Source organism: Candidatus Arsenophonus triatominarum (genome assembly GCF_001640365.1).
GTDB lineage: Bacteria > Pseudomonadota > Gammaproteobacteria > Enterobacterales > Enterobacteriaceae > Arsenophonus > Arsenophonus triatominarum.
Map to the genome: position 1 here is coordinate 223,374 of NZ_LWMI01000010.1, position 13,886 is coordinate 237,259.

Annotated in this window: 14 protein-coding genes and 3 pseudogenes; 6 read left to right on the forward strand and 11 right to left on the reverse strand. The window is 36.3% G+C overall.

Annotation, left to right across the window (positions count from 1 at the left end; genetic code table 11):
• Positions 1-227: 227 nt before the first annotated feature.
• From AYJ55_RS09445 to AYJ55_RS09460, 4 genes and pseudogenes are all read left to right on the forward strand, one after another.
• Positions 228-590 carry a GtrA family protein gene (locus tag AYJ55_RS09445; protein WP_063655863.1) on the forward strand — a complete coding sequence of 121 codons (363 nt, stop codon included), beginning with the start codon at positions 228-230 and terminating at the stop codon, positions 588-590.
• A pseudogene (locus AYJ55_RS09450) lies at positions 590-1,228 on the forward strand (glycosyltransferase family 2 protein); the annotation flags it as partial. The gene AYJ55_RS09445 and the pseudogene AYJ55_RS09450, both read left to right, overlap by 1 nt.
• 162 nt (positions 1,229-1,390) lie before the next feature.
• Entirely contained in the window at positions 1,391-2,431 is a 1,041-nt protein-coding gene (locus AYJ55_RS09455) for an IS481 family transposase (protein ID WP_063655865.1), read from the forward strand.
• Between the two features lie 95 nt (positions 2,432-2,526).
• Positions 2,527-2,694, forward strand: coding sequence for a helix-turn-helix domain-containing protein (locus tag AYJ55_RS09460; RefSeq protein WP_063655867.1), 168 nt, complete (start codon positions 2,527-2,529; stop codon positions 2,692-2,694).
• On the opposite strand, the gene AYJ55_RS28565 is transcribed toward AYJ55_RS09460, so the two are convergent.
• A complete protein-coding gene (locus tag AYJ55_RS28565; protein WP_162505435.1) occupies positions 2,687-2,836 on the reverse strand; it encodes a transposase in 150 nt (49 codons plus the stop codon). The genes AYJ55_RS09460 and AYJ55_RS28565 overlap by 8 nt on opposite strands.
• A gap of 74 nt (positions 2,837-2,910) precedes the next feature.
• On the opposite strand from AYJ55_RS28565, the pseudogene AYJ55_RS09465 reads away from it, so the two are divergent.
• Positions 2,911-3,757 (forward strand): annotated as a pseudogene (locus AYJ55_RS09465) (IS481 family transposase); the annotation flags it as partial.
• An 86-nt stretch (positions 3,758-3,843) separates the two neighbouring features.
• Here AYJ55_RS09465 and yciH read toward each other — a convergent pair.
• The 6 genes from yciH to AYJ55_RS31860 all read right to left on the reverse strand — a co-directional run bounded on the left by yciH (position 3,844) and on the right by AYJ55_RS31860 (position 7,698).
• The gene (gene yciH / locus AYJ55_RS09470; RefSeq protein WP_425393788.1) at positions 3,844-4,173 is read right to left on the reverse strand and encodes a stress response translation initiation inhibitor YciH; all 330 of its coding nucleotides are present in this window, start codon (positions 4,171-4,173) and stop codon (positions 3,844-3,846) included.
• A complete protein-coding gene (gene pyrF / locus AYJ55_RS09475) occupies positions 4,161-4,898 on the reverse strand; it encodes an orotidine-5'-phosphate decarboxylase (protein ID WP_063655869.1) in 738 nt (245 codons plus the stop codon). The genes yciH and pyrF overlap by 13 nt, the downstream gene beginning before the upstream one ends.
• 44 nt (positions 4,899-4,942) lie before the next feature.
• Positions 4,943-6,112, reverse strand: coding sequence for a lipopolysaccharide assembly protein LapB (lapB, locus tag AYJ55_RS09480; RefSeq protein ID WP_063655871.1), 1,170 nt, complete (start codon positions 6,110-6,112; stop codon positions 4,943-4,945).
• A 6-nt stretch (positions 6,113-6,118) separates the two neighbouring features.
• A complete protein-coding gene (locus AYJ55_RS09485) occupies positions 6,119-6,436 on the reverse strand; it encodes a LapA family protein (RefSeq protein ID WP_063655873.1) in 318 nt (105 codons plus the stop codon).
• A gap of 369 nt (positions 6,437-6,805) precedes the next feature.
• Positions 6,806-7,573, reverse strand: coding sequence for a transposase (locus AYJ55_RS09490; RefSeq protein ID WP_222703461.1), 768 nt, complete (start codon positions 7,571-7,573; stop codon positions 6,806-6,808).
• Complete coding sequence (locus AYJ55_RS31860) at positions 7,528-7,698, reverse strand: hypothetical protein (RefSeq protein WP_187153219.1); 171 nt, start codon at positions 7,696-7,698, stop codon at positions 7,528-7,530. Before AYJ55_RS31860 ends, AYJ55_RS09490 begins: the two co-directional genes overlap by 46 nt.
• 332 nt (positions 7,699-8,030) lie before the next feature.
• Between AYJ55_RS31860 and ribA the strand changes: the two genes are divergently transcribed.
• The gene (gene ribA, locus AYJ55_RS09495) at positions 8,031-8,633 is read left to right on the forward strand and encodes a GTP cyclohydrolase II (protein WP_063656286.1); all 603 of its coding nucleotides are present in this window, start codon (positions 8,031-8,033) and stop codon (positions 8,631-8,633) included.
• A gap of 64 nt (positions 8,634-8,697) precedes the next feature.
• On the opposite strand, the gene acnA is transcribed toward ribA, so the two are convergent.
• The 4 genes and pseudogenes from acnA to AYJ55_RS09515 form a co-directional block, all read right to left on the reverse strand.
• Positions 8,698-11,370 carry an aconitate hydratase AcnA gene (acnA, locus tag AYJ55_RS09500; RefSeq protein WP_063655875.1) on the reverse strand — a complete coding sequence of 891 codons (2,673 nt, stop codon included), beginning with the start codon at positions 11,368-11,370 and terminating at the stop codon, positions 8,698-8,700.
• Positions 11,371-11,613: 243 nt separating this feature from the next.
• Positions 11,614-12,588 (reverse strand): HTH-type transcriptional regulator CysB, encoded by a 975-nt coding sequence (cysB, locus tag AYJ55_RS09505; RefSeq protein ID WP_063655877.1) that lies wholly within the window; start codon positions 12,586-12,588, stop codon positions 11,614-11,616.
• A 359-nt stretch (positions 12,589-12,947) separates the two neighbouring features.
• Positions 12,948-13,124 (reverse strand): annotated as a pseudogene (locus AYJ55_RS09510) (superoxide dismutase family protein); the annotation flags it as partial.
• Between the two features lie 391 nt (positions 13,125-13,515).
• Positions 13,516-13,722, reverse strand: a complete 207-nt coding sequence (locus AYJ55_RS09515; protein WP_063655881.1) for a superoxide dismutase family protein — start codon at positions 13,720-13,722, stop codon at positions 13,516-13,518.
• Between the last annotated feature and the right edge of the window lie 164 nt (positions 13,723-13,886).

Sequence of the window (13,886 nt, forward strand, 5' to 3'; positions counted from 1 at the left end):
GCGATTTCACTCACTATAAATCAATAAGTTACAGCTCATAGTGAGTGACAATTGCTGGTATTTTTTATGTTTTTTATGGATAATTTTCACACAGTTTTTAACATCAAAAAATACTTAACCAATCTTGCTGGTTTTTTATTTTCATCTGATTAAACTGTAATTATTCACAGTAATAATCAAATTACCTATATGATAAACTCCACAATCAAATTTAATGATAGATAAATATTGTGACACATTTCGCTAAATACTTTTCAATTGGAATTATCAATACGCTTATCCATTGGATTATATTTGCTATTATTGTTTCTATAACACATATTCCACAGGCTTATGCTAACCTTATCGCTTTCTTAGTGTCAGTAACATTTTCTTTCTTTGCTAACGCTAAATTCACTTTTAATAAAAAGGCAACTGGTTGTCGATACATAGCTTTCATTGGTTTTATGGGAATGATGAGTTACCTGATAGGATGTTTCTCGGATAAATTAAATATTCACCCTGTTATCACAATACTTACATTTTCAACCATTAGTCTTATTTTGGGTTTCTTATATTCAAAATTTGTTGTATTTAAAGGTATTGAATAATGAAAATTTCATTAATTGTTCCCGTTTTCAATGAAGAAGAAGCTATTCCAATCTTCTATAAAACTGTAAGGGAAAATGAAAAATTACAAAAATATGAGATTGAAATAATTTTTATTAATGATGGTAGTAAAGATGCGACAGAGTCAATCATAAATTCTTTTGCATTGTCAGATAAATTAGTCAAAGCATTGTCATTCACGCGCAATTTTGGAAAAGAACCTGCACTTTTTGCAGGTCTTGATAATGCCACAGGTGATGCAGTAATCCCTATCGATGTTGACTTACAAGACCCAATAGAAGTTATTCCACAATTAATCGGAAAATGGCAACAAGGTGCTGATGTTGTTTTAGCAAAACGCAATGACCGTTCTCATGATGGTTATCTGAAATGCAAAACCGCTGAATGGTTCTATAAACTCCACAACAAAATCAGCAATCCAAAAATTGAAGAAAATGTGGGTGATTTCCGTTTGATGTCAAGAGAAGTCGTTGACAATATTAAACAGCTCCCTGAACGCAATCTGTTTATGAAGTTTATAGGAAAAGTGGAAATTGTCGAGTATATGCGTTCAGAACGTATAGCGGTCAAGACCAAATTTAATGGCTGGAAACTATGGAATCTGGCACTTGAAGGCATTATATATTAGTCTTAACTTAATCTGACAATTCTGATTTGAAAAAGAGCGTTACCGGTTTTAATTAACTGTATTAGTCTTAACTTAATCCGACAATTCTGATTTAAAAAAGAGCGTTACCGGTTTTAATTAACATCATTAGATAATTAAATAAAAGGTAATTCTATGTATCAAACAAATAATCCTATCATCAAACATAAAGTCGGGTTACTTAACCTCGCTGAAGAGCTTAATAACGTCTCAAAAGCCTGTAAGATTATGAGGGTATCCCGAGATACGTTTTATCGCTACCAGGAACTTGTTAACGATGGTGGGAAAGACGCTTTAATTAATCAAAATCGACGGGTGCCTAACGTAAAAAATAGAGTAGATGAACAGATTGAAAGCGCTGTAGTCGAGTATGCGATTGAATACCCTGCACACGGTCAACACCGCAGTAGTAATGAACTAAGAAAAAAAGGCATTTTTGTTTCGGGGAGTGGCGTTCGCTCTATTTGGCTGCGCCATAATCTCGAAAATTTTACAAAACGCCTAAAAGCGCTTGAAGATAAAATCGCAACAGAAGGAATTATCCTGTCAGAATCACAAATCAGTGCTCTAGAAAAGAAAGCGCAAGATGATGAAGCCTGTGGTGAGATTGAAACAGCGCATCCAGGTTATCTGGGTTCACAAGATACTTTTTATGTCGGTCATTTAAAAGGCGTTGGTCGTGTTTATCAACAAACTTACATTGATACTTACAGTAAAGTCGTTCATTGTAAGCTTTACACAACAAAAAGCGCGATAACGGCGGCAGATTTATTAAATGACAAGGTTCTCCCTTTTTATTCCCAGCATGGGTTACCGGTGTTACGTATACTGACGGACAGAGGCAGTGAGTATTGTGGTAAAGTTGAACATCACGATTATCAACTTTATCTCGCTATCAATGATATTGATCATACAAAAACTAAAGCTCGTTCACCTCAAACTAATGGGATTTGTGAACGCTTTCATAAAACTGTATTACAAGAGTTCTATCAGGTGGCTTTTCGTAAGAAAATCTATAGGGCTTTAAATGAATTACAAGCTGATTTAGATAAATGGTTAGCGGAATATAATAACCAACGCACTCATCAAGGAAAAATGTGTTGCGGTCGAACTCCTATGGCAACTTTACACGATGGAAAACAACTTTGGAGAGAGAAAGATTTAAATCAAATTTAACCTGACAGGTACTGTATAAATAACCGGTAACTGTCAGATTAAGTCTGAGCTACTACAAATTAACATCATTAGATAATTAAATAAAAGGTAATTCTATGTATCAAACAAATAATCCTATCATCAAACATAAAGTCGGGTTACTTAACCTCGCTGAAGAGCTTAATAACGTCTCAAAAGCCTGTAAGATTATGGGGGTATCCCGAGATACGTTTTATCGCTACCAGGAACTTGTTAACGATGGTGGGATTGTAGTGGTCAACTAAAATTGGCCACTACACTTACCCACCGGCTAATCGCTGAAAGACTGACGTTCATGCCTTTCGCGGCTTCCTGGTAGGTGTAATTTTGGTCAAGGACTAATTTGGCGGTTTCACATTTAAATTCAGCAGTAATTATTTTACTCATTTCGGCACCTATAAAAATTATGAGGTAAGCATATCACCTCAACTTAGGTGGCCAAATTTAGTATGCCACTACAGATAGACGCTTTAATTAATCAAAATCGACGGGTGCCTAACGTAAAAAATAGAGTAGACGAACAGATTGAAAGCGCTGTAGTTGAGTATGCGATTGAATACCCTGCACACGGTCAACACCGCAGTAGTAATGAACTAAGAAAAAAAGGCATTTTTGTGTCGGGGAGTGGCGTTCGCTCTATTTGGCTGCGCCATATCTCGAAAATTTTACAAAACGCCTAAAATCGCAACAGAAGGAATTATCCTGTCAGAATCACAAATCAGTGCTCTAGAAAAGAAAGCGCAAGATGATGAAGCCTGTGGTGAGATTGAAACAGCGCATCCAGGTTATCTGGGTTCACAAGATACTTTTTATGTCGGTCATTTAAAAGGCGTTGGTCGTGTTTATCAACAAACTTACATTGATACTTACAGTAAAGTCGTTCATTGTAAGCTTTACACAACAAAAAGCGCGATAACGGCGGCAGATTTATTAAATGACAAGGTTCTCCCTTTTTATTCCCAGCATGGGTTACCGGTGTTACGTATACTGACGGACAGAGGCAGTGAGTATTGCGGTAAAGTTGAACATCACGATTATCAACTTTATCTCGCTATCAATGATATTGATCATACAAAAACTAAAGCTCGTTCACCTCAAACCAATGGGATTTGTGAACGCTTTCATAAAACTGTATTACAAGAGTTCTATCAGGTGGCTTTTCGTAAGAAAATCTTCGGTAATTTAGCCGAATTACAAACTGATTTAGACAAATGATTAGACGAATACAATAACCAACGCACTCATCAAGGAAAAATGTGTTGCGGTCGAACTCCTATGGCAACTTTATTTGGAGAGAAAAAGATTTAAATCAAATTTAACCTGACAAATACTGTATAAATAACCGGCAACTGTCAGATCAAGTCTGAGCTACTATACTTTATTTATAAATATGATTAACCACCGGCCAGTTTAACTTTCATTCCCTTAGCTTCTAATAATTGCTTAATAAGCTCGCGTTTATCGCCTTGGATCTCAATATTACCTTGTTTGATTGCACCGCCTGAACAACATTTTTTCTTTAATTCAGCAGCAAGCATCATTAATTGATCTTTATTCAAATCCAAGCCAGTAATAACACAAACGCCCTTGCCTTTTCGGCCCGAGCTTTCACGTCTGATACGAATTATACCATCGCCTTTCGTTGGCGATGATTTTTTTTCTACTTCAACTATTCTGCCAGTTTCCGTCGAATAAACTAAACGCGAGTCACTCATTTTATCCATCCAATTAAACGATTAATTTGCGCCAGCGTTAACACTGGATCAGCACTATGGGTAATAGGACGACCAATAACCATATAATCAACGCCTACATTAATAGCCTGCTCTGGAGTCATAATTCTCCGCTGATCATAGGCTTCTGCACCACTGGGACGAATGCCTGGGGTGATTGATAAGAAATCGCTACCACAAGCTGATTTCAGTGTTGCTACTTCTTGTGCTGAACAGACTACACCATCCAACTCACACTCCTTGGCTAATTTTGCTAGCTGCAAGGCGCGATCAGCCGGCGGTTGTGTAATACCAATCTGATGCAGATCCACTTGTTCCATACTGGTTAATATGGTAACCGCAGTCAATAGCGGAGCATCTTTACCATATTCAACTAATGTTTCTTTAGCCGCCATCATCATTCTGACCCCACCACTGGCATGTACATTAACCATCCAAACCCCGATTTCCGCCGCTGCTTTAACAGCTTGCGCCACCGTATTAGGAATATCATGAAATTTTAAATCCAAAAAAACCTGAAACCCTCGGTTATGTAAAGTTTGAATAAGTTGTGGGCCATATAAAATAAACATCTGCATACCCACTTTCAGGCGGCAATCCTGCGGGCTGATATTGTCAACAAAAGATAATGCCTTAGCCAGATCATGATAATCTAATGCAACAATAACAGGGGAATTAGTAGAGACAGGAAGTTTATTTTGCGTGTGGGCTATCATATTTAACCTTTTTAAATTTAATGAATGCAATATCTGTTACGTTGTCACCGACCATCAAGGCCTTTTATTGGTTTGATCGTATCCCAAGAGCGGCATGAAGGACAATACCAATATAAAGAATGGGTAGTAAAACCACATTTGCAGCAACGGTAATCAGGTTTAGAGCGGATTTGCTCGCCAACCATATTACGCAGTAATTCCAGACTCTCTTTTGCTCTGCCTTCTTCTGCGTCTGCCAAATGATAATCGATCAGTTTATAAAACAATCGCATCGTTGGATGACGTTCAAGTTGCTGTTTAATAAATATTTGCGCTTTTTCTAGCCCTTTTCTTTTTTCAATTATTTCCGCCAGATAAAGCTGAGCAGTTGCTCCACAATCGCCAGCAACACATTGCTGGATATAAGCTTCCCAATCATGCCAATTCGCTAAATGATGATAACATTCATAAAGCATGGCTAAAGTTTCACTGACTAAATCTCTATCTTGATCAAAAACTTGCTTAAGTACTGAAATGGCTTTTTCGTATTCAGCTCGGGCGATATGAATGCGCCCTTTCATAATAGAAACTCGAGTAGCGTTTTTACTTGATTGAGCGGCTTTATTTAGTAAAAGAAATGCGCCATCAAGATCGTCACTACTCAGCTCCAATAGTGCCAGTTCGCAATAAAAATGAGCTATTTCTTGTTTAAATTGAGGATTGCCCATTTTGACTAATTTTTCGGCAACCTCGATTGCTTTATACCAATCGCTAGTTGCTTGATAAATAGTAAGTAAAGATTGTAACGCACTAAAGCGAAAATCTTGCTCATCAACTAGCTGCAAAAAAATATTTCGCGCCCGATCATAAACTCCTGCCGCTAAATAATCTCGCCCAAGCTGCTGTGTAGCTAATAGTTTCTGCTCAAAGGATAATGAGTTACTTTCAAACAAGGATTGATGAATACGGATAGCCCGTTCAATCTCCCCCCTTGAACGGAAAAGATTGCCTAATGTCAAATGAGCCTCAAACGCCGAGCTATCTTCTTTAAGCATATCTAAAAACAGATCAACGGCTTTATCTTGTTGATTAGATAGCAAGAAATTGACACCAGCTACATATTCACGGGATAAACGATCAGCATTTTGTTGTTTATCTTGTTGAGCACTTCTGCGTCCCATATACCAACCATAGGCAGCGGCAATAGGCAGTAGCAGAAATAGCAGCTCTAACATAAAAAATTACCTTTTTTCATTTGTAACAACTGCCACTTTAGTATCGTGTTCACTTTGAGTTGATTCAGTTAATTGACTTTCTAAACGTTTAATCTTACGTTTTGCATTTGATAATGAAATTAATGCTTTAGCGTAAAACACCCCGCAAATAAGCCAACCCAGCAAGAATCCAACCGCAAAAAGGACGGCTAGTAATGTCGATATTGGATAGTCACCTTTAGCAATCAAATAATTAAATGTTATTATCTGATTATTGCTTGAGCCAAGTGTTACGGAAATAATAAAAATGGCTACAACAAGTAATAAAATAAAAAAATATTTCACATTTTTTCCTATTGTTGCTTAATGATAGAAAAGCGGTAAAAACACTTTTCGTTGCTTAACTTAGCATCTGAACCCAATAAAGAAAGTGAATTATATCAACACTCACCTTTTTATTTAAATAAACATTTCAATGGTAGATAACAGAATGGGTTACCACAAAAATTTTCCTATAACATGTTAATGGTGCAAAAATATTTTTAATCAAAAAATTCCTTATTAAATTTATCCCATTCAACCAAATACTAGTGTTGCTGGCTATTTTTTTCAATAACACGAGTTTCGCACAAAACTAATTTGGTTACGCTAATAAAACACGGATGTGCTCAGCAATAGCATTTTTGATTACGTCCCAATTTTGTTGATAAAGGGTTATTTTTTCAGATATACGACGTTTGTGTTGTTCAAACCACGCAGAAATAGCGAGAAAAATATGATTTCTTTGCGCTCGGCTCGTGCGAGCCTGACAGCGTTCAATACTACAATTTTTTTAACTTCTCGATGATAAACTTCAACAGACCAACGGGCATCCATGATAGATTTGACGTATTCACGGGTGGGATTGTCTTTGTTTGTTACTCTGTAATCAATACGGCCGTTTTTGGCTGTAAATTTGAAAACAGTCACCCAACCGTAGCCTCGTAAGTGTATTGGAGTTCCTTCTTCTGAGATGTCTAACTTGTTCAGTTGTTTGTTATGGTTGACAATCCTGTTTTTCCTCAGCGTGGTTACCCAGACCCAACCATGAGAGCGAATTGATTTCAGATTATCCAGGCTAGAATACCAGGCATCCATCACTACCGCTTCTGGTATGATCCCTCTTTTTTTAGCAAGAGCGAGTATTTCGGAAAAGTGCGTGTTTTTTGCTTTTCCATCAGAATCTTTATCATAAATACGATAATCAATAGGAATTAATTCAACAGTTGTTAGATTATGCCAACGTAAATTAACTAAACCTATGCCAGCAATAGCATCATGTTCATTACCTGAATATTGATAGTGGACCATCTCTATTTTTTTACTACGTGTTTTGGCAATCAATGTATCATCGGCAATTAGTACGCAAGGGCTTTTTTTGTCTATAGAAGGTTGAACTAATCGCCATAGGTCTTTAGGTCGAAAACATCTACTTTTAGCCATCGACTAATAGTGTCATGAGATAAAGGCGATGGGCTTACTTCTGATAACGCCAAACCAGAGTATCTTACACTGCTTACTTGTAAGAATGTTTTATAGATATTTTTAATGCATGGATAACCGGACAAAATATGAACACCCTAATTTTTTCTTGTTTTTAAATTTATACTTCTTTTTTGGAGATTGCGAAACTCGTGAATATATGAAAAAAGCTCAGAACATTTATTTATATTAGGCACCGATCTCAATCTAAATTGATAAACAAAATGTGCTTATAGTTAAATAGTTAATTTTTTAATAATCATATTGTAGTAATATGAACATAAACTTATCTACTGATGATATCCACTAGCCTAGTAAAATATATAGGTAAAAATAATTTGATAACTATATTTAACTATTTTTTAACGCCTTTTTCCTTAATTTTAAATCTAGAGTTTCGTTCATTATGTATAACACTATGCAGTTAAAACGTATAGCTGAAGCCAAATTACCTACTCCTTTTGGTGAGTTTTTACTTGTTGGTTTTGAAGAAATTGTTAATGGTAATAATCATATTGCACTTATTTATGGTGATATTACTGATGGAAAACCCGTTCTTTCCCGTATTCACTCGGAATGTTTGACCGGAGATGCCTTATCTAGTTTACGTTGTGATTGTGGTTTTCAACTAGAAGCAGCACTTAAACAAATTGCCGAAGAAGGTAGCGGAGTACTACTATACCATCGTCAAGAGGGGCGTAATATCGGATTATTAAATAAAATCCGCGCATATGCTCTGCAAGATCAGGGGCTGGATACTGTTGAGGCCAATTTAAAACTCGGGTTCAAACCCGATGAACGTGATTTTACTGTCTGTGCTGACATGTATAAATTATTGGCGATAAATGAAGTGAGATTATTAACCAATAATCCTAAAAAACTAGAAATTATGAAAGAAGCTGGAATCAATGTCGTAGAACGAGTTCCTCTCATTGTTGGCCGTAATCCCAAAAATAGTGACTACCTCAATGTAAAAGCCAGCAAATTAGGCCATATTCTATCTGATAATGCTAAAAAATAATCAATCAATTATTATCAAAAACTGTCTGTTTTTAACAGAGCAGTTTTTGATGGTTTAAATCCGTTTATTTTAACATTTGACGAATAACATACTGCAGAATACCGCCATGACGAAAATATTCTAATTCAGTCATCGTATCAATGCGGCAACGCATCGCTATTGTCGTTATCTGATCATTTTTATCAGTAATGGTTACTGTAATCATCTCGCCTGGGGTAATCGATTGCAAGCCTGCAATGTCAATTGTCTCATCACCGGTCAATTTTAACGTTTTGCGGTTTACATTAGCCGGAAATTCTAACGGTAAGACCCCCATACCAATCAAATTAGAGCGATGAATTCGTTCATAAGATTCAGCAATAATCACCCTTATCCCTAGTAATAAGGTTCCTTTAGCCGCCCAGTCACGACTAGAGCCGGAACCATACTCTTTGCCAGCAATAATTGCTAAAGGTATCTTTTTTTGCTGATATTGTATGGCTGTATCATAGATAGCTAGCTGAGTCTGTGTCGGTATATAGCGAGTAAATCCCCCTTCAACCCCAGGTAGCATCTCATTACGAATACGAATATTGGCAAATGTACCTCTCATCATAACTTCGTGATTACCTCGCCTTGAACCATACGAATTGAAATCTTTTGCTTGTACGCCATGGAACTGTAAATAACGGCCGGCTGGACTATCCGCTTTAATATTTCCAGCTGGTGAAATATGATCCGTCGTAACAGAATCACCTAAGATTGCAAGAATATGAGCACCATGAATATCAGTGATCGGCGCCGGCGCAAGCTGCATCCCATCAAAAAACGGAGGATTACGAATATAAGTTGAATCAGGTTGCCATGAATAAGTGTCTGAACTTTTTACATCAAGTGCCTGCCATGCTTCATCGCCATCAAAAACTGCATTATATTCTTTATGGAACATGTCAGATTTTACTAACTGTATTGCCTCAGCAATTTCCTGACTGGTAGGCCATATATCTTTTAGTAAAACATCTTTACCATTTTTATCTTGTCCCAACGGCTCATCAGCAAGATTTATTTGCATATTACCCGCTAACGCATAAGCTACCACTAAAGGTGGCGATGCCAACCAATTGGTTTTTACTAATGGATGGATCCTACCTTCAAAATTTCTATTGCCTGATAGCACCGCACCTACAGTTAGATCATGTTTCTTAATTGCTTCTTCTATTGGCGCCGGTAGTGGCCCTGAGTTACCAATGCAAGTGGTGCAGCCATAGCCAACTAGATTAAAACCTAACTGATTTAAATAATCAGTCAATCCCGCTTTAGCTAAATAATCAGTAACCACTTTCGAACCTGGTGCTAACGAAGATTTTACCCAAGGTTTACGCACTAAACCTTTTTCAACCGCCTTTTTAGCGAGTAATCCTGCCGTCATTAAAACACTTGGGTTTGAAGTATTGGTACAGGAAGTTATCGCCGCAATAACAACCGCTCCCTCTTGTAACTGAAAATTTTTACCATCATAACTGACCGATGGAGCAGGTTCTTTGGTTGATTTATTTAATTCAAGTTCGACTGAATCTTTAAACGCATGCGGAACCTGGCTCAATTCAACCCGATCTTGAGGGCGTTTGGGCCCAGCCAGACTGGCTTCCACCGATGCTAAATCTAATACTAATGTACTGGTAAAAATAGGCTCTTGACCTGGATGGCGCCATAATCCTTGTGTTTTAGTATAATTTTCAACTAAAGCAATTTCATCTTCCGAACGCCCTGTTAACCGCATATAGCTTAATGTGATTTCGTCAACAGGGAAGAAACCACATGTAGCTCCATATTCAGGAGACATGTTGGCAATGGTAGCACGATCCGCGAGCGGTAAATCAGCTAAACCATCACCGTAAAATTCAACAAATTTACCCACTACGCCATGTTTGCGCAGCATTTGGGTGACAGTCAAAACTAAATCAGTAGCGGTGATCCCTTCGTTTAGTTTGCCAATTAATTTAAAACCAACTACATCTGGAATGAGCATCGAAATCGGTTGTCCCAACATTGCAGCCTCTGCTTCAATACCGCCCACTCCCCAACCTAAGACCCCCAAACCATTGATCATCGTGGTATGAGAATCAGTACCAACCAATGTGTCTGGATAAGCGAATAATTTTCCTTCTCGTTCTTCATACCACACTGCCTTACCTAAATACTCCAAATTTACCTGGTGACAAATACCTGTTCCGGGCGGCACAACTCTAAAACGATTAAATGCCTTTTGTCCCCAACGTAAAAATAGGTAACGTTCATGGTTGCGTTGCATTTCAAATTTTACGTTATCACTAAAGGCTTGAGGAGTGGCAAACTCATCGACCATAACCGAATGGTCAATAATTAAATCGACCGGCGATAGTGGATTTACCTTATTAACATCACCACCTAATCGTTGCACGGCTTCTCGCATTGCAGCAAGATCAACCACTGCTGGCACACCAGTAAAATCTTGCATCAAAACTCGGGCTGGTTGATAGGCAATTTCACGCTCAGCATGCCCCGTATGCTGCCAATCAACCATAGCCTGCAAATCTTTTAATACAACAGATTTTCCATCCAGATGGCGCAACAAATTTTCAAATAGTACTTTAAGTGATTTTGGCAGATTCGAAATATCACCTAACTGTTTGGCTGCAATAGGTAAGCTAAAATATTCATAGTGTTTACTTCTAGCGGAGAGTGTGGATGCACAGTCCGTTCTTAGACTTAACGACATAACTCCTCCTTTTATTTTATTATTTTTTATCTAGATAACTAAGATGACGCATCTTATAAAGATAATATATTAGAAATATTTTTCGGTTATGTAACACATAATGATCATTAAATATGATTTCGTTCAAAATAAATTAAAAGTATTAACGCTAAATAGCCCTGGCTTGATGTGGAATTAGTGCATAAGAAAAAATATAAAATAAAAAAAACATGAATAGAAAATAAACTCTAATTTTTATTAAAATTATATTGTTGGTAATCGAGTCTCTTTAAACATTTCTTCAATTTCTTCATTTGAACGTAAAGCAATCGCTTTATCAACAACATCAGGCGTTAAATGTGGTGCAAAACGCCAAATAAAATCATACATATAGCTACGTAGAAAACTATTACGATGAAAACCTATTTTTGTAGTGCTATAGCTAAACTTATCCCGCATATCAATAATAACTAAGTCTTGATCTTGATTAGGGTCAACTGCCATGCTAGCAATAATTCCTATACCTAATCCCAATCTTACATAAGTCTTAATAACATCAGCGTCAGTGGCGGTAAAAATAATCTTAGCCTGTAAACCTGCCTTATAAAAAACCTCATCCAATTCAGAGCGGCCTGTAAAACCATGGGTATAAGTCACAATCGGGTATTGAGCTAGTTCATTAATAGTAATATTTTTCTTGTCAGCTAAAGGATGATCAGCTTTAACGACAACTGAACGATTCCAATGATAACAAGGTAACATCACTAAATCTTTGTAAAGATGTAACGCTTCAGTCGCAATAGCAAAGTCGCTATTTCCTTTACTGACATCTTCCGCAATTTGTATCGGCGAACCCTGACTCATATGTAATGAAACTTGTGGATAATGTTCGATAAATTGTTTAATAACTGGAGGAAGAGCATACCTTGCTTGAGTATGTGTGGTAGCAATGGCTAATATGCCACGATCAGGATAAGTATGTTCACCAACGACTGCTCGGATAGCATGCATTTTCGTCATCACTTCTCGAGCAATTTTAATGACTTCCTTTCCTGCTGGGGTAACATGAGTTAAGTGTTTACCACTGCGACCAAAAATTTGCACTCCCAATTCATCTTCAAGCATACGAACCTGTTTGCTTATACCTGGTTGTGATGTGTATAACCCTTCTGCTGTTGATGAAACATTTAAATTATGATTTTCAATCTCTACAATGTAACGTAATTGCTGTAATTTCATCTTATTCAGAGTCCTTATAAATTGAATAAAGGATTAATTATTTAATAACTTATAGTAATTTTATTATAACAAAAAGAAATATAAGCATTATTTATTATAATCAATAATATATACGATTAAAAATATAACAACAAATAAATTACAAATTAAATATTATTTATATAATGCGCTTACTTTACTAACAATTAATTATATATTTATTAGTTATAATGAATATAAATTTTGGCAAGATTATTAATTAACTGAATGCTAAAATAAAAAGCCAAACAACGCCGTTTACTATTACTAAAGGTTTCCTAAACTAACTTTGAATGGCGTAAAATTTATTTATTTATTTATTTGTTTATTTATTTATTTATTTATTTAATAATACCGCAAACTACCCTTAAACCACCACCGCCTAATGTTTCTGGATGATCTGAATAATTATCTCCACCTTCATGGATTATTAATGCTCTATGCTTAATTTGACTTATTGATTTTAACCGCGGCGCTAAAATGGCATAATCAGCACTACCATTAGCATTAACAACCACGAGTTTCGCACCGACAAATAAACAAGTTATTTTTAAGTTCAATTCAACATAATATATAATTTGCAAAAATTGCTAATTCAAATATAACTTATTGAAATAAATATATATTTTATATTATTTAGTATCTTGCGGATAAAACATTATTTTAGCTATTTTTAGAACTTTATATGTCTGTGCGAAACTCGTGACAACTAAACCCGGTAAATCACCTAAATGGCCGCTACTACTATATGGACCTTTATGTTGAGCTGTTTTATTAGGCACGAGTTTCGCACAGGCATATAAAATTCCAGAAATGGCTTAAAAGCAATGGTTAATTTGCAAGTTACTAAAACGTATAAATTTATTTAAATTACAATAACTTGCTTTTAATTTATAAGATTTTGTCTGTTTATATATTATGCTGAATTAAACTTAAAAATAGAGCGTTTTTCATTGGTGCGAAACTCGTGTTAGGATCAAAATGGCCACCCGCTTTTCCTGTTGCAATTAACTTTGCATCTTTTTGCAAAGCATCACAACTAGGATATTCGTGAACATGGAAACCATGCATTCCAGGCACTAATCCTTGTAAGTTTGGGGATAAATAATAAACCAAATTTTGTTTCCGTGATCTTAATTTCACCTACCGATTGGCCGTTATCTTTTTTAGTAACTATCTTCATTGGAACTATCATTGTATTGGCTAGCGATGTTGCAGCAAAAAAGTGCCCATAATTAACCTGAGTTCGGGATAAGAAATAAAGCGAAAGTCTTGCTATT

What these genes read in the sequence shown, in the direction of transcription:
- ribA (WP_063656286.1), top strand. Translation starts at nt 8,031, where the DNA reads ATGCAGTTAAAACGTATAGCTGAAGCCAAATTACCTACTCCTTTTGGT.
- AYJ55_RS28565 (WP_162505435.1), bottom strand. Translation starts at nt 2,836, where the DNA reads ATGAGTAAAATAATTACTGCTGAATTTAAATGTGAAACCGCCAAATTA.
- cysB (WP_063655877.1), bottom strand. Translation starts at nt 12,588, where the DNA reads ATGAAATTACAGCAATTACGTTACATTGTAGAGATTGAAAATCATAAT.
- yciH (WP_425393788.1), bottom strand. Translation starts at nt 4,173, where the DNA reads ATGGATAAAATGAGTGACTCGCGTTTAGTTTATTCGACGGAAACTGGC.
- AYJ55_RS09455 (WP_063655865.1), top strand. Translation starts at nt 1,391, where the DNA reads ATGTATCAAACAAATAATCCTATCATCAAACATAAAGTCGGGTTACTT.
- lapB (WP_063655871.1), bottom strand. Translation starts at nt 6,112, where the DNA reads ATGTTAGAGCTGCTATTTCTGCTACTGCCTATTGCCGCTGCCTATGGT.
- pyrF (WP_063655869.1), bottom strand. Translation starts at nt 4,898, where the DNA reads ATGATAGCCCACACGCAAAATAAACTTCCTGTCTCTACTAATTCCCCT.
- AYJ55_RS09490 (WP_222703461.1), bottom strand. Translation starts at nt 7,573, where the DNA reads ATGGCTAAAAGTAGATGTTTTCGACCTAAAGACCTATGGCGATTAGTT.
- AYJ55_RS09460 (WP_063655867.1), top strand. Translation starts at nt 2,527, where the DNA reads ATGTATCAAACAAATAATCCTATCATCAAACATAAAGTCGGGTTACTT.
- acnA (WP_063655875.1), bottom strand. Translation starts at nt 11,370, where the DNA reads ATGTCGTTAAGTCTAAGAACGGACTGTGCATCCACACTCTCCGCTAGA.